Genomic DNA, 19,541 nt, shown 5'->3' with positions numbered 1-19,541 from the left:
ATAATCATCCTTTAACGGCACCAAGCATAATGCCCTTTGTAAAATATTTCTGAATAAATGGATATGCAATAACCATTGGTGTCATGGAAATTACAATACTTGCTGATTTAATATTATCTGCTACAAGCTGAGACTGGATACCTTCCTCCTGGGTCAGCTTTACTGCTTCAATCAGCTGTTTTAATACCATCTGTACGGTATACAGCTTTGATGAGTTAACATAATATAGTACATCACTCAAACGGTTCCATCTGCCCACTGCATAAAACAGCGCCAGTGTTGCCAGTGTCGGATAAACTAACGGGAGTGCAACTTTAAATAACGTCTGTATCTCGTTGCATCCATCAATCTTAGCTGCCTCGTAAAGGGATGAATCCAATCCTTTAAATGCGGTACACATGATGATCATGTTATATGCGCTGAGTGCCTCCGGAATAATTAAAGCCCAGACTGTATCAATCAGCTTAAGATCTTTTACATTTAAATATTTTGGAATGATACCCGGATCTAAATACATCGTCAGTACAAACATGGTCATAATGACTGCTCCACCCTTTAAATTTCTCTTAGAAAGGGGATAAGCTGCCAGTACAGTCATGATGATACATACAACAGTGGAACCCAGCATCAGGAAAACCGAATAGATAAATGAGGAAACAAAGCTTCCGCTATGAAACGCTCTTCCATAAGCTTCTGCTGTAAACTGGACGGGATAAAGGAATACCTTACCACCCAGAATAGCATCCTTGGAGCTTAATGACATGGACACAACCCGGATAATGGGAATCAATGCCACTATGCTGATTACGATGAAGAATGTGTTCCAGAAGAGCTGGAACCTTCTGTCTGCTTTGCTCTTTAACTCGCTCATTACATAATTCCCTCCTCTCCCATTTTTTTAGAAATTTTATTAACGGACAGAATCATTATGATTCCCACAACAGACTGGAAGAGACCAACAGCAGTAGCAAAGTCGAAACGGCCTGCCTGAAGACCTACACTGTAAACATAGGTACTGATAACATCGGAGGCACTTTTAACCAGTGTATTGCCCATCATATATGGGCGGTCAAAATCGATGGATACAATCTTACCCAGCTGCATGATGAGCATGATTGAAATGGTAGGCCTGATCTGAGGAATTGTTACATGCGCAATTCTCTGAAGTCTTGTTGCACCATCTATATAAGCTGCTTCTCCAAGAGACGGGTCCGTTGCAGTTAGTGCTGCCAGATAAATAATCAGAGAATATCCGGCTGATTGCCAAATTCCTGCGAACCAGTAAACAAATCTCCAGATAAACGGACTGCTTAAGAAATTTACTTCCGGAATTCCTGTTTTGCGGAAAATATCATTCACGAGGCCGCTGGTAGAAAACAGCTGGGTGATAATACCTGCAATAATAACCCAGGAAAGAAAGTTTGGAAGATATAAAATAGTCTGCGTTGCTTTTCTGATCCGCAAATTCCTGATTTCAAACAGGAACACAGCGATAAGTACCGGTACCGGGAAACCTATAATCAGGTCACCCAGGTTTAATATCAGTGTATTGGCTAACGCATTCCAGAAATCCTTAGACCCGAATGCCTCTCTGAAATGAGCGAAGCCAACCCATGGACTGTTCCATATTCCTGCAAATACGTTGAATTTCTTAAAAGCAATAATTCCTCCGATCATGGGCTTATAACGGAATATAAGCATATAAATGACCGGGATCAGAAGCATTAAGTAAAGCTGCCAGGTATTGCGTATATACACCTTAAAAGGAATCTTACGCGCCTTTTCCTTCGTTGTCTTTTCTTTCATAATATCCATACCCTCCTTCTATTTATTTCCGTCTTTTTGAAGCTCTGCCTCCAGACTCTCAATCAGTGCCAGAAGCTCCTTCGGCTCGTGGACGGTATAGTCCGGCGTTTCCCACTCATCAGCCGGATTCATATCATAGCGCGGAGACCAGTCTATAAGAATAGAGGTAATTCCAAAGCGGTTGGCTCCTGCAACATCCTTTCTCACATTGTTTCCAATCATAACCACCCTCTTTTTGTCTTCTTCTGTCAGGTGATTTTTCTCCATAGCATCTATAAACATTCGCTCGGAAGGTTTCTGGATACCAACGATCTCGGAAATTGTTCTGGTGTGGAAGCAATAACCAAGGCCATTCTCTTCATAAACATTGGTGAAAGACTGTTCTTCCCCGTCAGCCACCATAGCAATGACATAACCGGCATCGTAAAGAGCTTTTAACGTATCTCCCGCACCGGGAATCAATTCTGCGTGGACTACAATACCGTCATCATTGCGGATTTCGGTGCCTTCGTCAATAATGGTATCCCCACTGTCTGTAAAAATGATTAGCTTCTTTTGCATTTTGTTAACTCCATATTAAATTTTGGTATAATTTTTCTTAAAGCTGATGAAAACATTATAATATTTTGGGTACATTGTTGCTATGCGTAATTTGTTTTTATTGAAACCATCTTACTCGCATTTTTTGCGTTTATAAAATCAGACGGAGTGTTTTTATCTCAAAAGGAGCAAAATTCAGGAGTATCTCACTTTCGTTTCCAAGACATTTTACGGGGAGCGGCGTTTTTGTAACCGCGATCTCTTCCATAGTTGTTTCCCACAATTGGCTGATTCTAAAACCAGCAGTTACAGCACAGGAGGTATGTTTTCCAATTGCCTCATAAAATCTTAAAATCAGATGCGTTTCCCCATCTTCCGCCATTTTAACCGTCTCTAAAATCACGTTGTCTGCCAGAATCCGGAAATACTCTTTCTTACCAGTTCCTTTTCCCCAGAATGTCAGCGGGCTGTTTAACTGCATTCCTTCCCGAACCACGCCGCTGTCAGCAAAATCACTGCTTTTGACATAAAAGGAGTAAGTAAATTCCTGTATTCCCTTATCCGCATACATATCCGGCCACACAGGGGCCTTTAACAGAGTCAGCTCCATTGCATTCCCGTCAGTACTGATTCCATATTTGGAATCATTGAGCAAAGCTGCCGTTCTTCCTGGTTCCGTCATTGCAGTATACCGGTGATTACACACCTCAAACCGGTCTGCATCATAACGGCGGTTTTGATGGGTAGGACGTTTCACATATCCGAACTGGATTTCTTCCAAAGCTTCTTCTGTGCGGATTGTAACTGGAAATGAGACCTTTAACAGCTTGTGAGTTTCTTTCCAGTCAATTATGGTAGCAAAATCAACACGCCTGCTGTTATAGGACAATGAGATCCTCTGAGTCATGAAGGACTGGTGTATCTTCCGTTTTACCATAAGCACTGCTTTAAGCGGGCCTGTCTCCTCAATGGTGAGATCTGCCATCTGATCCAGCTCTACAGGCACATTTTTATAGAAAGAACTCATTTCCCACGCATCATAATCCACATTAATGTCCTGATATAGAAGAAGCTGATTTGCGATTCCGTCAACGAATTCGGTTCTGGTATCCTGCTCCAATACGCTTCTTACCTGACCAAGGCCATCAACGACCACCTTCACAAACCCGTTTTCCAGGATAACGAAACCATTTTCCTCATATATCCTGCATTCATTTCCTGAAATTACGGAACTTTCAAAAGTACCACCGCCCTCTGAACCAAGCTGGGTATAACCGCAGGAAGGAACCTTTACCGGAATCAGTAATTTATCTCCGATTCTCTGACTTACCGGCAGTCTGCCGCTGCGGATCAGAGGTTCGCCCTCTTTCACGGGTATCTCTGCCAGCTCTTCCCGTTCCCAGGAAAGTGAGTTAAATACCAAAAGACCATTTTCCTTAGATCGTGCAATCTGACTTTTTGCCTCGTCATAAAGACTGTCCGCTTTTTCTCCCGTTACTTTTAATGCAGCGAGCGCATCTTCATAAACCCTGGTGATGGATGTGCCCGGAATGATATCATGAAACTGGTTAAACAGCAGCACTTTCCATAAAGCTTCCAGTTCCTCTCTCCGGTTCTCTCCGTTTTCCACAACGCAAGCAATGGAATTGAGCAGCTCTGCCTCCCGAAGCTTCCGTTCAATCAGCCGGTTCTCCTTTTTTATCCTCGCCTGGGAGGTATAGGTTCCTCTATGCCAGGGAAGGTAAAGCTCCCCTTTGTACACTTCTTTTACCGAGTTTTCCTCTTCCAGTCTCTGAAAAAAATTAACCGGACTCTCCATACGGGTACGGGGTGCGCCTTCTAAATCCTTCACCCGCTTTGCCACCTCTGCCATCTCTCTGGTAGCACCTCCGCCGCCGTCACCGAATCCGAAGGGGAACATAAAGGTATCAATATTCTCCTGCTGCACCCTGTCTTCCTCCCATCTGGTAATCAGATCAAGAGGGTCAAGCCTGGCATTGTTCTTTTTATAAAAATGGGTCAGTATCCTGGTTCCGTCTATGCCTTCCCACCAGAAATTATTATAAGGAAAACCATCACAGCCCTTCAGAGCTCTTGCCATCTTCTGTGTGGCAAAATAACGTATTCCACAGCCTTTCATGATCTGGGGCAGCTGTCCGTTAAAGCCAAAGCAGTCCGGCAGCCAGACCATAACACTGTCTTTTCCAAGTTCTTCCCTAAACCACTTTCTTCCATAAAGGCACTGACGGATCAGACTCTCTCCAGACACCAGATTCGTATCAGGTTCCACATACATTCCGCCCTCAGGAATAAAGGATCCCTCCTCTACTTTCTTTAAAAGGCGTTCATACAATTCAGGGTAATGTTCTTTTACATTCTCCATGATGGGAGGTTCACATAGAAGGAATTTATAATCCTCGTATTCATCGGATAAGGCGATCTGTGTGGATAAAGTTCTTGCACATTTCCGCTTTGTCTCCTCCCAGGGCCACAGCCATGCCAGATCCAAATGGGATTGTCCGAAAATAGTGAACTCCGGAGCCGTCGTTCCGTTGACGCAGGCAAGAAGAGGCGCCAGCCTTTTTCTGGATTCACGGAAGGATTCATTCCGCCTTTCCCGGTCCAGTTCAAAATCAGCCGTAAATGTAAATTCCAAAAGCCCCTGGTTTATTTTCATTGCTCTTAAGGATTTGGGGTCAAGTCCTTCCGAAAGTTTGTATAAGGTAAATACGTCCATGAGAAGCTGAAATGCATCCTCGTTCCAGATTCCATAATCAGACTCTCCTACTTTCACCTGAAACTCAGGCGGTTCCGGAACCGCTGTACGAAAATCAGGGCATGGTCCGCCCTTTTCCAGTCTCGGTCCATGCCCTGCATAGCTTTCTGCCACCACAAAAAAACGCTCACCTGCCTTTGCGTGGCGGGTCAGTGTAATTCCATCGTGCTTTAAATCTCTGGAACCTGCCGCTGTTCCATTCACCCATAACAGCATCTCTCCGCCCACCTCTGGATGAAGAAAAATCCGTTTTCCCTCCGCCTCTTTCGGCATGACGATCTCTGTTAAAAACCAGCCGTATTCCCATTTGGTGCCCCAGGGGGTTCCCTGAGGCATGGGATAAAACTCCTGTTTTAACGCTTCCTCATAAGACAAATGCTCTTTCGTGGTAAATCCGGTAAATGTCACCGTTGAAAGTCTGTCAAACAAATGGCTTTTTAGTTCTTCCATCCATATGTTAATCCGTCCGTTCCGTTCTGCAGCAAGCTCCATCTGCATATCCTCCCTTTTCTGATACAGTCATATTGCTTCATTATATGATATCTCACAGGCAGTGACTATGCATAGTTTGTCAAGTTACTGTATATCTTTTGCAAATATTGCAAAAATATAATTTTACAATTGAATCTTAATTGTTTTAATCTCATATGGCTTAAAGGTAAGCGCAATACGACCGTTTTCTGCCGGCACCTGCTCTTTCTCTTCTTCCATACAGGTACATTCTGTAAACCGGGCATTCTCTGTCATGGAGAATGCTATGCGGGTATTGGTCCGCATACCATAGGACTCATAAAAACGCACAATAAGACCGTCTCCGTCTTCACTGAGCTTCACTGTGTCCGCAAGTATATTCTCATTTTCAATCTCCAAGAAGGAACAGGAGAGAACACCATCTCCTTTTACTTCCGAAGAAACAAGAGGACAGTTTAAATCATAAGCTTCCTGGACTACCCTTCCGGTACGGAAATCGCCTTTATGAGGCAGCAGTGAATAGGTAAATATATGCTCTCCCTGGTCTGCATCCGGATTGGGGAAAATGCCGGATTTCAACAGAGTAAGGCGAATGATGGAATCGTGAACGTCATACCCGTATTTACAATCGTTTAAAACGGCTGCGCCATAACCTGCTTCCGAGACATCTGCCCATTTATGGGCACATACTTCAAATCTCGCCTGATCCCAGGTTGTATTTCTGTGGGTGGGGCGGCTGACATTACCAAATTGAATATCATAATTGGCCTCATTACATAAAATATCCAGGGGGAAGGCTGCCTTTAACAGCATCTGATGTTCCTTCCAGTCAATTCTGGTCTTAAAATCAATTCTCTTTGTATGGCTGTAAAAACAGATCTGCTGTTCAATCAATGAATCCATGAATTTTCGTTTCACAAGTACAACGGCTCTGACCGGACCATTTTCCAGAAGCTTCATTTCTGTCACTTCATCCACGTGCCATTTCTTCTCCTCAAAGGTGGAATCAATATTCCATGCATCAAATTCCAGCGGACGGTCTTCAAATACAACCAGTTCATTTCCTGCCGTTCCTTCCTTTAACAGGCTTCTTTTTTCTGTTTTATCATAGATTTTGGAAAGATTTCCCGCCTTGTCAAATTCTACCTCATAATAAGAGCTGACTGCTTTTATCACTGCCTGGCGCTCATCACATTCCACAGAATGAAATACAGAGCCCGTCTTTTCCAAGTCAGTTCCCTGACGGATCACCATTACGCCCTTGGAAGGTACAGCCTCAGCCAAAGCAATCATGCCGCCATTCCAGGTTTGCTGTGTGAGTGCCGAAAGATCCTTAACCGGTGTCTCAAACTCAACAATTCCGGTTCTTTTGAAACTTAGAGAGTTCCATACTGCAAGCGCAGAGGGATTCTTTTTCTCTCTGTCAAACCCGGCTGCCTTTAAAATGCTGTCATGGCTCTTATTAATCATGCTAAGATCTGATTCAATAATCTTCTCATACTGAATCTCCGAATCCTCGTATACCTCTTTGATGGAGGAACCTGGAAGAATATCGTGAAACTGGTTCAGCAGAAGAAGCTTCCAGTTTTCTTCCAGCCGGCTCTTGGGATATTCCCCGCCTTTTGTAAGAAGAGATTCCAGTACAGAGTAAAATTCCGCATCTCCATTTAAAAACTCACAGCTTCTGTTGTATTTTTTGTTCTTTGCCATGGAAGTATAGGTTCCCCGGTGGAACTCTAAATACAATTCCCCCGCCCACACAGGAAGCCGTTTTTCATCCAGCTCCTCTTCCAGCTTATGAAAGAAATCCTTGACAAAGGTCTGTTTTGTCTTAGGACAGCGGGCAACATTTAATTCCATTCTCCGGCTCTGTTCCAGCATCTCCTCTGTCGGGCCGCCGCCTCCGTCACCGTAGCCGTAACAGGTCAGCACTTCTTTGCTGACGTCCTTGTTCTGGAACCTCTGCCAGGTTCCCATGATCTGTTTGGGATCCTGTCTGCCGTTATAGGTTGTGCTGTAGCCTTTGGAAGGCTGTCCGTTTTTATAATAATCCTTGGTGGAAATCAGATAGGTTAAAACTTCACTGCCGTCAATTCCCCGCCAGATGAAGGTATCATAGGGGAACTGGTTATATTCGTTCCAGCCAAGCTTTGTTGTCATAAAGTACGACAATCCCGACTGCTTCATGATCTGGGGTATGGCAGCGCTGTAACCGAATACATCCGGAAGCCAGAGCACTTCATTTACCGGGCCGGAGAGTTCCTTTTCAAAGAATCTTCTTCCATAAAGAATATGACGGACTAAGGATTCCCCCGATGCCAGGTTGCAGTCCGGCTCCAGCCACATGGCTCCTTCTGTCTCCCAGCGGCCTTGTTTTATCTTTTCTTTTATCTCTTCAAACAGCTGGGGGGCCTCTTCTTTTACAAATTCATAAAGCTGGGGCTGACTGGACATAAACTTGTATTCCGGATACCGCTCCATCAGATTTAAAACCGTGCGGAAGCTTCTGACCGCCTTTTGTCTTGTCTGTTTTAACGGCCATTTCCATGCAACATCAATATGCGTATGACCGATGCTGTGGACAGTTACCGGATTATCGGATCTGTCTTTATAATAGGTTTTCATGAGAAATTCATCCGCTTCTCTGACAGAAGAAAAGAACTGTCCGGAATGAGGTCTGGTAAAATCAATCCGGTTCACTGCCTCTGCCAGAACCTTAAATCCATCAATCTGCTCTAAATCATCCTCTTCAAGAAGATCAGCCGCTTCAAAGGGAACCGCCAGATCGTAATACAGCTTTGCCACCTCTTCTTCATATGCCCCAATATCCAGATGAAAGAAATTGGTGCTGCCAGGACTGTTGGAGTATGCATAAAAGGCCAGTTCATGTGTTTCTCCCGGATTGGCACGCTCCGTCAGTATAAAATCCTGATGGTTCATATCCATGGTAGCGGAATGCTTTCCGTCTAAGAATACCATGATCTGGGGATTGTCTGTATTCCAGATATCCGTAGCTCCGGTATTTAAAACTGCTCTGACCTGCTTTCCTTTTAAATCAGCAGGTACCGTAATACAGGTCTTAAACCAGTAATGCCGGTCCGATCCTCCCCAGGTTTCATCCCTGCCAAAAGATTCCCAATTTAAAATGCTGCTGTCAAATTCTTCTTTCCACTCATAACCTCCGGGGCTGATCCATACCTCATCTGCCGGTTTTAAATTGGAATAGCATAGCGGTTTCAGTGCCTGCAATGCCGCCATTAATCTGTTTCTGATCGGATTCATTTGTTATTCCACCTTTTGTTTTAAATTTTAAAAAAGGCAGGAAACACCGCACTTGCGGGTCTCCCACCTAAAAAGCCTTATTAGCCCTTTATTCCTGTAGAGGCGATTCCTTCTACCAGATATTTCTGCATTGTTAAGAAAATGAAGAAAATCGGAATCAAAGATAAAGTTGCCATTGCAAACATTGCGCCCCAGTCGGAACCAGCTGTCGGATCGGAAAACATCTTTAACGCATAGCTGACCGGATATTTTAACGGGTCGCTTAAATAGAGCAAAGCTGCAAGGAAATCATCCCATCTCCACATGAAGGAGAAAATAGCGCTTGTAACCAGAGATGGCTTCACGAGCGGAAGAATGATCCTGATAAATATGGAATAGATCGAACAACCGTCCATTCTGGCAGCCTCGTCTAAATCAATGGGAATACCCTTGATAAACTGAACATTTAAGAAGATAAAAAAGCCCTGTCCAAAAAACTGCGGTACAATAATGGGAAGATAACTTCCAACCCAGCCCATTTTGTTAAAGATAATGTACTGCGGAATCATGATAACCTGGAAAGGCAGCATCATTGCCAGAAGCATACATGCAAACCAGAAGCCTTTAAACTTAAAGTCAATTCTTGCAAATCCATATCCTACAACTGCAGAGGAAATAACTGCACCTACTGTGGATAAGCCTGCAATAATAAAGGAATTCTTAAAGAAGTTTCCAAAACCGTAACCTGCAAAGCCTTTCCAGCCCACCTTATAGTTTTCAAAGGAAAAACGTTCGGGCAGAAGACTGGCAGCAGTCCTGAAAATTTCATTGGTATTTTTAAAGGAACTCATCACCATCCATACAAGCGGATATATCATAACACATGCGAACAAAAAGGTAAACACATGATAAATCGCTGTGGTGACTAATTTTTTTTCCTGATATCCTGTTTTCATATTTCATCACCCTTCTGCTTCGTAATGTACCCACTTTTTCTGTGTTTTGAACAGTATCAGTGTCAGCATGCCTACAACGAATACCATGAACCATGCCATTGCACAGCCATAACCAAGCTTATTATAAGTAAAGGAATTCTGATACATGTATACGGTATAAAACAATGTGGTATCTCTTGGCTTTCCCTGGGTAATAATATAGCTTTGTGTAAATGCCATAAACCCATTGATCAGCTGGTTAATGAGATTGAAGAAAATGGTAGGAGTCAGCATTGGAATTGTGATTTTGAAAAATCTCTGTATTCCATTTGCACCGTCAACGGTGGCTGCCTCATAAAGGCTGACTGGAATCTGTTTTAAACCGGATAAAAAGATGAGCATGGAAGAACCAAACTGCCAGACTGCCAATATAATCAGAGTCCAGATCGCTGTATCTGTTCTTCCCAGCCACGCTATGTCAGACGGAAGTCCAATAATCTTTAAAAGTGCGTTTACAACACCGTCGCTTGCAAACATTCTCTTCCAGAGAATTGCAACAGCCACACTTGATCCGATAATGGAAGGCAGGTAATAAACCGCCCTGTAAAATCCGGAGAGCTTGGTGCTTTTTACTAATAGCATGGCAACTGCTAACGCCATGATAAGCCGGAGAGGAACCGAAAACAGAACATAGTACATGGTAACACCAAATACTTTCCAGAACTTTGGATCCGCCGTAAACATCGTTTTATAATTTTCCAGTCCTATAAAAACCGGTGATTTTAATATATTGTATCTGGTGAATGAAAACCCTAAAGATAAAACCATTGGAAGAGCCATAAAGGCAAGAAATCCTATAATGAAGGGCAGGATAAATACATATCCTGCAACCTTCGGTGTGTTTAAGATCTGGCTCACTGATTTTTTTCTTTTCGGGATCATTTGATTGTTCTTCATCTTATCCCCTCCAGAATTTTACCTGTTATTTTGCCGCTTGTTCAAGTATATTTTTTGCTTCAGGCACAAACTGGCCAACTGCATCTTCTGCTGTTGCATCTCCATAACGGACTGCTTCAACAACTGTTTTTCCTAATGCTTCTACTTCACCTTTACCAGATGGGTCTGGAGCATCGATTGGGGTTGCAATTTCGGTAACTTTTGCAACATAATCAAATACGGTCTGAGCTGCTGCATCTGCCTTTGGTTTGATTGCTTCTGCAACTTCTGTATTGATCGGAATTCCTCTTTCAGCAAGAAGGATTTCATTACACTCTGTGCTGTTTGTAAACCAGTCAATGAACTTTGCAGCCTCTTCCTTATTCTTGGAAGATTCAGCGATAGAGAAGAACATACTTGGTTTTAAATACAGAGGCTGTGCTTTTGCATTGGTAAGAGTCGGGAACATGGTAATTCCAAGATCTCTTCCTGCTGTCTTAGAGATACTGATAAACTGGTTGGATAAGCTTAAATCATTCCAGGTTGTTCCATCAATGATTGGTTTTGTCTCTACTACATCAGGATTTTTCTCTGCTAATAAATCAGCGGAAATGCTGGCGTCAGATTTTGCAAACTTCTCCATGGTGTCAAAATAAATCTTCATGGAATCTTCAGTTCCAGCTGTTAATTCGTCAAATAAATGAGAACCATTTGCTCTTGCCATGATCTGCATCATGTTGATGCCGCCGTCATAAAGAGTTTTAACTCCGGTTTTCTCATTGATGGTCTTGGAAAGGTCATAAAGCTCGTCCATTGTCATCTGATCAGGAATGGTAACTCCTGCCTTTTCAACTACCGCTTTGTCATAAACCATCATCGGAGCGTTGCTTCCAAGGCTGATTGCATAGGTCTTTCCGTCAACATTACCACTTTTAATAATGCTTTCCGGGATCTTTGAAGTATCAATCAGTCCGCTGCTCATGAATTCAGATAAGTCTGCAAGCTGACCGCTCTTCTGGTACTGGTTTAAATAGGAGTAATCCATCTGAATGATGTCAGGAAGATTTCCGCCGGCTGCCATTGCAGATAGCTTGTCCCAGTAACCGGACCAGTCTGTAAACTCAACCTTGATGTCTACATTTGGATTTTTACTCATGTAAAGATCAACTGCTTTTTTTGTTACATCGTTTCTTGTCTGATTTCCCCACCAGCAAAGGCTTAAGGATACCTTACCGCCGGCTGCTGCTGTTGTTTCAGCTGTTGCTGCTGTTGTGGCTGCCTGTGTGGTAGCCGCGTCTGCTTTCGTAGTTTCAGTTGGTTCAGATTTTGAACCGCAGGCAGCTAATGATGATGCTGCAAGAATTGCTGCTAGTGTTGTTGCTAAGATTCTTTTCTTCATTTTGCAAAACCTCCCATTTGATTTCTTTAAGATAACCACATTTTATGTCAAATATGCACAAACGTAAAGTTAAAATACGGCTTTTTATGGTTGAAAAAACAGCTTTATGTAATTTGAGACTGTTTACCAATTTATTTTTCTGATGTTTTACTATATAATACGATTATCTGAGAAAGGAAATCTGATTATGAAACGATGTACGGTCTGGTTTAACAACCTGTCTTTATACAAAAAAATACTGACGGTTTTTCTCCTTGCTCTTTTCACCCTGTGCCTCACAATCCTGATCAGCATACGGATTCTGACCCACCGCTACAACGAAGTACTTTACCAGGCAAATGCTGACTCCTTAAGCCATGTAACCACCTATCTGGAATCGGAAATGCAGATGGTTGAAAATGTGACGGATAACATAATTGGAGATGCCGTTTTACAGGAAAATTTGTCTTTTCTTAAGGAAAAACCATACAGTGACCGGAGAGCTCTTGCAAAAAGAGACATTTATCAGCAGCTTTACTCCTATATTTACCAGAGCAGATATGTCAAATCCATCAACATCGTTTTAGACGACGGATCCAATATCTGCATGGGACGTTCGGATGATATCGACAGATTCAACCGTATGGAGCTTGATCAGGCAATTGACAGCTTAAAGGGCAAAGCCATATGGTACTCCGCCATTGAACCAGGTGATGATACCGTATGTGCAAGGCAGATCTTAAAGCTGAAATATTTAAGCCTGAAAAAGCTGGCAGGACTCTATGTTACCGTTGATATGGAGCGTATGATTGAGGATGGTTTAAAAAGTTCCGGAAGTCTGGCGGACAATTCCAGATTCGTTTTGATGACAGGAGAAAAGCGGATCTATCCGGAGGAGTCCTATCACCAGGAATACTGTCTGGAACTCATCGCTGACAGACAGGACAGGGGAAACACCTATACAATAGCCTCTTTGGATCATAAAAAGGAGTTTATCATAACCGGCTATATTCCCTATGCTGGCTGGGACTACCTCTATTTCAGAGATTATAACCCCTTGTTTAACAACGTCCGCCTTATCACCATGCAGATTCTTTTATTTACCTTTTTCATTATCCTGGTTACAGCAATTCTGGTGAATTTACTTTTCCGCTATATTTTCCGCCACCTGGATTACTTAATTGAAAAAATCCAGCGTTTTGGAAACGGGGAAGCTCCTGACCTCAGCATAAAGTCCTATGATTATGAGAACAGACAGGATGAAATCGGTCAGCTCCACCGCAGCTTTGATGAGATGACCCACAGCGTAAAAGTACTAAGAGATGAAAATTATGACAAACAGCTGCTTTTAAGGGATTCCACTATTAAGATGCTTCAGCAGCAGATTAATCCCCACTTTTTATACAACACGCTGGATACCATCAACTGGATGGCTCAAAAATACGGAGCTGACGACATCTCCATGATGGTCCGCTCTCTCGGGAACTTATTCCGTGCTTCCATTGCAGGGCAAAAGGATATCATCCCTCTCTCTGACGAGCTGGAAGTGTTAAATGACTACATCCGGATTCAGGAAATGCGCTTTAAGGACAGGCTGAACTTTGAACTGGATATTCCGGAGAATATTTCCCACATTTTTGTCCCAAAACTATGTATACAGCCTCTTGTGGAAAATGCGCTGAAGCATGCCATGGAAGCTACGGACGAAATGTGCTGCATTCGGGTAACAATAAAGGAAATGGAACTGGATTATCAGATCAAGGTATCCAATACCGGTTCCAGTTTTGAACCTGACTTGCTCTCCAAAATTGAAAGCAGGGAAATCCTGCCCCAGGGTTCAGGTGTAGGTCTGGTGAACATTAATTCCAGATTAAAATTACTCTATGGCAACAATTACGGACTGAATTTTTATAATAAGAACGGAATGGCAGTTGTTATGCTGTCTATTCCAAAAGAACAGGAGGTTTGACATGCTGAGATTAATGATTGTGGATGATGAACAGATTATCAGAGAAGTGCTTTCCCAAATGGTCGATTATGAATCCTTAGGCTATGAGCTGATTGCAACTGCCAAAAATGGAATGGAAGCTTATGACATTATATGTGATGAATATCCGGATGTAGTAATCACCGATATCCGGATGCCTATTTTAAACGGGCTGGATTTAATCGAACGGTCCATGAAAACAGATTCTAAAATCTCCTTTATTCTGCTTTCCGGCTACAATGACTTTGAATATGCCAAGCAGGCGATGAAATACGGAGTCCGTTTTTATTTATTAAAGCCTACGGATAAAAATGAGCTGATTGATTCCCTGGTTTCCATCCGCAAAGAACGCCTGCAGGAGGAGTCCCGCCGCATATCCCAGCAGCAGGACCTTTTAAAAACCCTGCACATTCCGCTGGAGCAAAGCTTCATCATGGAACTTCTGGAGCATCAGGATAACTTTTCTGGTGTATTTTGCAAATATCAGGAGCTGTTATCCCTGCCTGAAAACTGCCTCAATGCGTGTATCTGCTCCTTTGTAGAAGAACCGTATTTAAAAAATTTCACTTCTGATATTGTTAAAATTCTCGGTTCAGAAGGGCTCCACATGGATTTTTCCATACTCTATGTAAAAAACACTGCAGTCTTAATCTTTCCTGCTTCCACTCTTGCGATACAGGAAAGGGTTAAAAACTCCATACTAAAACTTCATTATCCCAATCAGTCCGTCACCTTTGAAACGGAATTTATCCACATGGAGACCTCCGAAAAACTGTTTCACTTTGTGATCCAGAAAATTTCCCGTTTTGAACGGATTCTTCTGCTCAGCGAAAAAGGGGAAAGCTATGAGATCCGGAATCATATTACGGCTCCATGGATGATCAGCCGCTTAGAGGATTCCATTACCTCAGCACCGGACATTGTTCAGGCTACGGAACTTTTAAATTCCGTTTTTATTGACTCCATGCCTCCAGCCACCGCCAGAAGTCTTGCACTGGGCCTCTTTCTGCAGGCAGACTTAAATCAGGAAAAACCGCCCATAGATGCAGCCTGTGACTTTTTCAGACGGCTGTATTCCTGCGATAACGTTTCCGAAATCCGAAACCTTCTGTCAGTGGTTCTGGTTCAGAAAGAGCATGAAACAGGAGGCCATAAGTCAAGCTCCAATATCGCTCTTTTAAAGACTTATATCAGAGAACATCTGGATTCTGAAAATCTGTCTTTAAAATGGCTGGCTGAAAACTACCTGTTTGTCAGCGTCGGATATTTAAGCAAGCAGTTTGTAAAGGAAGAAGGAATGCGCTTTTCCGATTATTTAAATAAGGAGCGTATGGAGGAAGCCATACGGCTGATGACCTACTATCACAACGACAACATCAAACAGATCGCAAGGCAGGTGGGATTTGGAAGCAATCCCCAGTACTTCAGCCAGGTATTTAAACGGTATACGGGTCTTCCGCCCACAGATTACATTGAAAAACTAAAAAACACAAAGCATAAAGGAGAATGACAACAATGACAAACGAAAGACTGCTTGAAAAAATCCATCTGGTTGTGGAAAAGCTTATGAATCTGGGAGGCTGTGACTATGACAAAGATAAATCCGTCAGTTCTACAGACACCAAAAAGGGGATCATCCAGAGAGATTTTGGAATTGAAGAATGGGACTGGCCTCAGGGCGTTGGTCTTTACGGCTTATATAAGCTGCAGGAATTCTACGGAGATGACCGGTACCTTCCTTTCTTTGAAAACTGGTACAGCGGCCATTTAAAAAACGGACTTCCCTCCAGAAACATCAATACAACCGCTCCATTTCTTCCCCTTTCCTGCCTTCACAGCAAACTTAAGGACTCAGAGAGTTTTTATAAGCTCTGCACGGAACAGGCAGACTGGCTGATTAACGGGCTTCCAAAGACGGCAGACAACGGCTTTCAGCACGTAACCAGCGCCATTGGAGACCGGAACGGGGTAACCCTTAATGAAGGTCAGATATGGATCGATACTCTGTTTATGTCTGTACTCTTCTTAAACAGAATGGGACAGCAGGCAGAAAATCCGGTTTGGAAAAATGAAGCCCTCCATCAGTTTCTGGTACACATCAAATATTTATTCGATAAACAGACCGGACTATTCCATCATGGATTCAGTTTTGAACGAATGGATAATTTTGGCGGTGTCTTCTGGTGCAGGGGAAATTCCTGGTTCACCTACGGAATCATGGAATTTTTAGATGCCTGCAAAGATGATTTAAACGAAGGCGTAAGAACCTACCTCATTGATACCTTTAAATCCCAGGCAGCGGCGCTCTTAAAGCTCCAGGCTCCCTCCGGATTATGGCGGACTGTTCTGACAGATGAGAACAGCTACGAAGAGGTATCCGGGTCAGCTGCCATTGCCGCCGGAATTTTAAGAGGCGTAAAAGGAGGGATTCTGGGCGATGAGTACAAAAAAGCTGCTGATCGTGCAATCTTAGCGATCTGTGATAATGTTTCCGAGGACGGAACTGTGCTGAATGTATCTGCAGGAACCGGAATCGGCATGGACGGCGGCCACTACAGGAATGTCCTGATCATGCCTATGGCTTATGGTCAGGCACTTGCTCTCACCGCACTCTGTGAGGCGCTTGAAAAATAACAGTATGAATACAAAAAGAGAGACGAAAAGAACATTTACTGCTCCGTTCTTTTCGTCTCTTTTCTGTATTTCAAAGGCGTGGCATCGGTGTGTTTTTTAAATACCCGTTCAAAATAAGTGACACTCTCAAACCCAAGAAGTTCGGATATCTCTGTAACAGTGTATTCACTGTTTAAAAGAAGCTCTCTGGCCTTTCGCACCCTGGCTAAATTCCGGTATTCATTGACAGAGAATCCCGTCACTTCCCGGAAGATCCTGCTTAAATAGGATTTGCTGATAAAAAAACGTTCCGCCAGTTCGTCCAGACTCTCCGCTGACTCACAATGGAGCGTTAAATACTCCGCCACCTCATGTACTTTTCCATGCTTTGATGTCTGAACCGTAGGCGGCATATCCTTTAATACATTTTTCTTCCGGCTTCTGTAAACCATAAGAAGAATTCTGGAAATCATAAGACGGACCATGACTTCATACCGCTCCCTCCTGCCCCTTAATTCGTCTCTGATTGACAGAAGCAGGGTTTTCATCTCCTCCCATTCCTTTTCCGAAAGTCTGGCCACACCATAATAATCTGCGAAAAGCTTTTCCAGGGAATAAACTCCCGCATGGTTTAACCAGGTTTCTAAATACCTTCCGTTAAGCTGAAGTAAAATCCGGTCATGGCTTCCGCTCCCTGCCTGGCTCGTCTTATGAACCTGCTGCCGGTTGACTAAAACAACATCTCCTGTTTTCACATAATAGGTCTCTTTTTCAATAAAATAATAACGTTCCCCGCTTAAGAGAAAATACAGTTCATAGGTATCGTGAAAATGCTTCATTGTCATGGAAAATCCGTCATCCCGCACCACTTCATCGATAACAACGCCTTCCATGCTCTCCTCAAATATGATACGTTCCATTTTCTCCTCCAAATCAGTAGCCAAAAGTATGATTATCACGAAATAAGCATCAATTATATAAGTATTATAATACTATAATGCATTATAATATGCAATAGAGAGTGATACGAACCTATTTAATATTTCTAAGTTTCAGGAGGAAACCTTTATGAAATACGAAAACAACAAAGTAAGTGACATTCAGATCGCTTACATCGGCGGAGGCTCCAGAGGCTGGGCCTGGACCTTTATGACGGACCTTTCCATGGATGATTCCATAAGCGGAACCATCCGGCTTTATGACATTGATCCCGCTGCTTCCAAAAACAATGAAATCATCGGCAGCCAGCTGAGTGCACGCAAGGATACCATTGGAAAATGGGATTATGTCCAGTCTGATTCCTTAAAAGACGCGCTGACAGGCTGCGATTTTGCAGTAATCTCCATTCTCCCAGGTACCTTTGATGAGATGGATTCCGATGTCCATCTTCCGGAAAGACTTGGTATCTATCAGTCAGTGGGGGATACGGCCGGTCCTGGCGGAATGATCCGTGCACTGCGTACCATTCCAATGTTTGTAACCATTGCGGAGGCAATTAAGGAGTATGCTCCTGATGCATGGGTTATTAACTATACCAATCCCATGTCTTTGTGTGTTAAGACACTTTATCATGTATTTCCCCAGATTAAGGCCTTTGGCTGCTGCCATGAAGTATTCGGCACTCAGAAGGTATTAAAGGGAATCTGCGAGGAAACCTTTGGACTGGAATCCATTGACCGCAGAGACATTCATGTAAACGTTCTGGGTATTAATCATTTTACCTGGTTTGATGAGGCTTCCTATAAAGGAATCGACTTATTTCCCGTTTACCGTGATTATATTGATGCGCATTATGAGGAAGGCTATGAAGAGCCGGATAAGAACTGGGCAAACAGCACATTTGAGTGTGCACACCGGGTAAAATTCGACCTTTTCCGCCGCTATGGTCTGATTGCAGCTGCTGGAGACCGTCATCTTGCGGAATTCATGCCTGGAACCGATTATCTCAAGGACCCGGAGACTGTAAAATCCTGGAAATTCGGACTCACCACAGTTGACTGGAGAAAGAATGACTTAAAAGAACGTCTGGCAAAGAGCCGCCGCCTGGCAAATGGAGAAGAAGAAATCCAGTTAAAACCGTCAGGAGAAGAAGGAATTCTTTTAATTAAATCTTTATGCGGCCTGGACCGCACCATCAGCAATGTAAACATACCAAACTCCTTTTTACAGATTGCAAACCTGCCAAAAGATGCCGTTGTTGAGACAAATGCAGTATTCAGCCGCGACAGCATTAAGCCTGTCATCGCAGGAACAATTCCGGAAAAGGTCCTGGAACTTATCAAGCCTCACGTTGCTAATCACGAACGCATTTTAAACGCAGCTCTTACCTGTAACCGCACACTGGTTTATGAAGCTTTCTTAAGCGATCCTCTGGTTAAGGGCAGAGCAAGCGATGCAGAAGTAAAAAAACTGGCAGACGATATGGTAGCAAACACTCTGGCTTACCTGCCAGAGGGCTGGAAATAAAAAAAATACAAACAAAATGAACTGCTTCCCGTCAAGTAGACAATTAAAAAAATATAAATCTTTTCTGCCAGCAGGTCGCCTGCTGGCATTTTTTATGCTGCTTGTAAATACATTTGGTGCTTCTCCATCGGAGTCAACACACCTAAATTTCGCTGTAATCTTTTATTGTTATAATACCTAATGTAATTCTCTATCATTTCAACAATAGCATCTCTATTGGTAAATCTTTTGCCATAATAACGTTCTCTTTTTATGATTCCCCAAAATCCTTCCATAGGTCCATTATCAATGCATCTGCCTACCCTTGACATACTCTGGGTCATTCCTGCACTTTCAAGTTTTGTATGAAATGTCCTGTTAGTATATTGGAAT

14 protein-coding genes are annotated in these 19,541 nt (G+C 43.0%); 4 read left to right on the top strand and 10 right to left on the bottom strand.

The window, feature by feature from the left end; genetic code table 11:
* Positions 1-4: 4 nt before the first annotated feature.
* The 8 genes from DS742_RS24795 to DS742_RS24760 all read right to left on the bottom strand — a co-directional run bounded on the left by DS742_RS24795 (position 5) and on the right by DS742_RS24760 (position 12,124).
* Positions 5-871 (bottom strand): carbohydrate ABC transporter permease, encoded by an 867-nt coding sequence (locus DS742_RS24795; RefSeq protein ID WP_117419613.1) that lies wholly within the window; start codon positions 869-871, stop codon positions 5-7.
* Positions 871-1,806, bottom strand: a complete 936-nt coding sequence (locus DS742_RS24790; RefSeq protein WP_117419612.1) for an ABC transporter permease — start codon at positions 1,804-1,806, stop codon at positions 871-873. Before DS742_RS24790 ends, DS742_RS24795 begins: the two co-directional genes overlap by 1 nt.
* Positions 1,807-1,824: 18 nt before the next feature.
* Positions 1,825-2,367 (bottom strand): HAD family hydrolase, encoded by a 543-nt coding sequence (locus tag DS742_RS24785; RefSeq protein ID WP_117419611.1) that lies wholly within the window; start codon positions 2,365-2,367, stop codon positions 1,825-1,827.
* A gap of 130 nt (positions 2,368-2,497) precedes the next feature.
* On the bottom strand, positions 2,498-5,614 hold the full coding sequence (locus tag DS742_RS24780; RefSeq protein WP_117419610.1) for an alpha-mannosidase: 3,117 nt from the start codon (positions 5,612-5,614) through the stop codon (positions 2,498-2,500).
* A 123-nt stretch (positions 5,615-5,737) separates the two neighbouring features.
* Entirely contained in the window at positions 5,738-8,875 is a 3,138-nt protein-coding gene (locus tag DS742_RS24775) for an alpha-mannosidase (RefSeq protein WP_117419609.1), read from the bottom strand.
* An 80-nt stretch (positions 8,876-8,955) separates the two neighbouring features.
* On the bottom strand, positions 8,956-9,810 hold the full coding sequence (locus tag DS742_RS24770) for a carbohydrate ABC transporter permease (protein WP_117419608.1): 855 nt from the start codon (positions 9,808-9,810) through the stop codon (positions 8,956-8,958).
* Between the two features lie 6 nt (positions 9,811-9,816).
* Complete coding sequence (locus DS742_RS24765; protein ID WP_341457701.1) at positions 9,817-10,746, bottom strand: carbohydrate ABC transporter permease; 930 nt, start codon at positions 10,744-10,746, stop codon at positions 9,817-9,819.
* A 25-nt stretch (positions 10,747-10,771) separates the two neighbouring features.
* On the bottom strand, positions 10,772-12,124 hold the full coding sequence (locus DS742_RS24760) for an ABC transporter substrate-binding protein (RefSeq protein ID WP_117419607.1): 1,353 nt from the start codon (positions 12,122-12,124) through the stop codon (positions 10,772-10,774).
* Between the two features lie 187 nt (positions 12,125-12,311).
* Here DS742_RS24760 and DS742_RS24755 point away from each other — a divergent pair, with 187 nt between their 5' ends.
* The 3 genes from DS742_RS24755 to DS742_RS24745 are packed head-to-tail and all read left to right on the top strand — an operon-like array spanning position 12,312 to position 16,724.
* Positions 12,312-14,072 (top strand): sensor histidine kinase, encoded by a 1,761-nt coding sequence (locus tag DS742_RS24755; RefSeq protein ID WP_170313580.1) that lies wholly within the window; start codon positions 12,312-12,314, stop codon positions 14,070-14,072.
* 1 nt (position 14,073) lies between these two features.
* The gene (locus DS742_RS24750; RefSeq protein WP_117419605.1) at positions 14,074-15,600 is read left to right on the top strand and encodes a response regulator transcription factor; all 1,527 of its coding nucleotides are present in this window, start codon (positions 14,074-14,076) and stop codon (positions 15,598-15,600) included.
* Positions 15,597-16,724 carry a glycoside hydrolase family 88/105 protein gene (locus tag DS742_RS24745; protein WP_117419604.1) on the top strand — a complete coding sequence of 376 codons (1,128 nt, stop codon included), beginning with the start codon at positions 15,597-15,599 and terminating at the stop codon, positions 16,722-16,724. The genes DS742_RS24750 and DS742_RS24745 overlap by 4 nt, the downstream gene beginning before the upstream one ends.
* Positions 16,725-16,759: 35 nt before the next feature.
* On the opposite strand, the gene DS742_RS24740 is transcribed toward DS742_RS24745, so the two are convergent.
* Complete coding sequence (locus DS742_RS24740; protein ID WP_117419603.1) at positions 16,760-17,623, bottom strand: AraC family transcriptional regulator; 864 nt, start codon at positions 17,621-17,623, stop codon at positions 16,760-16,762.
* A gap of 148 nt (positions 17,624-17,771) precedes the next feature.
* On the opposite strand from DS742_RS24740, the gene DS742_RS24735 reads away from it, so the two are divergent.
* A complete protein-coding gene (locus tag DS742_RS24735) occupies positions 17,772-19,169 on the top strand; it encodes a family 4 glycosyl hydrolase (protein WP_117419602.1) in 1,398 nt (465 codons plus the stop codon).
* A 92-nt stretch (positions 19,170-19,261) separates the two neighbouring features.
* Here the strand turns inward: DS742_RS24735 and DS742_RS24730 are convergent.
* The coding region (locus DS742_RS24730) for an IS3 family transposase (RefSeq protein ID WP_147325870.1) at positions 19,262-19,541 on the bottom strand (280 nt) is incomplete at its 5' end.

Origin of the sequence: Lacrimispora amygdalina, from assembly GCF_003432035.1 — a bacterium.
GTDB lineage: Bacteria > Bacillota > Clostridia > Lachnospirales > Lachnospiraceae > Lacrimispora > Lacrimispora amygdalina.
The sequence above is the reverse complement of the archived record's forward strand: the minus strand, read 5'-3'. Positions and strand labels throughout refer to the sequence as shown.

Coding starts and splice junctions, on each gene's coding strand:
- DS742_RS24735 (WP_117419602.1), top strand. CDS start 17,772: ATGAAATACGAAAACAACAAAGTAAGTGACATTCAGATCGCTTACATC.
- DS742_RS24775 (WP_117419609.1), bottom strand. CDS start 8,875: ATGAATCCGATCAGAAACAGATTAATGGCGGCATTGCAGGCACTGAAA.
- DS742_RS24760 (WP_117419607.1), bottom strand. CDS start 12,124: ATGAAGAAAAGAATCTTAGCAACAACACTAGCAGCAATTCTTGCAGCA.
- DS742_RS24750 (WP_117419605.1), top strand. CDS start 14,074: ATGCTGAGATTAATGATTGTGGATGATGAACAGATTATCAGAGAAGTG.
- DS742_RS24745 (WP_117419604.1), top strand. CDS start 15,597: ATGACAACAATGACAAACGAAAGACTGCTTGAAAAAATCCATCTGGTT.
- DS742_RS24740 (WP_117419603.1), bottom strand. CDS start 17,623: ATGGAACGTATCATATTTGAGGAGAGCATGGAAGGCGTTGTTATCGAT.
- DS742_RS24755 (WP_170313580.1), top strand. CDS start 12,312: ATGAAACGATGTACGGTCTGGTTTAACAACCTGTCTTTATACAAAAAA.
- DS742_RS24765 (WP_341457701.1), bottom strand. CDS start 10,746: ATGAAGAACAATCAAATGATCCCGAAAAGAAAAAAATCAGTGAGCCAG.
- DS742_RS24780 (WP_117419610.1), bottom strand. CDS start 5,614: ATGGAGCTTGCTGCAGAACGGAACGGACGGATTAACATATGGATGGAA.
- DS742_RS24795 (WP_117419613.1), bottom strand. CDS start 871: ATGAGCGAGTTAAAGAGCAAAGCAGACAGAAGGTTCCAGCTCTTCTGG.
- DS742_RS24770 (WP_117419608.1), bottom strand. CDS start 9,810: ATGAAAACAGGATATCAGGAAAAAAAATTAGTCACCACAGCGATTTAT.
- DS742_RS24790 (WP_117419612.1), bottom strand. CDS start 1,806: ATGAAAGAAAAGACAACGAAGGAAAAGGCGCGTAAGATTCCTTTTAAG.
- DS742_RS24785 (WP_117419611.1), bottom strand. CDS start 2,367: ATGCAAAAGAAGCTAATCATTTTTACAGACAGTGGGGATACCATTATT.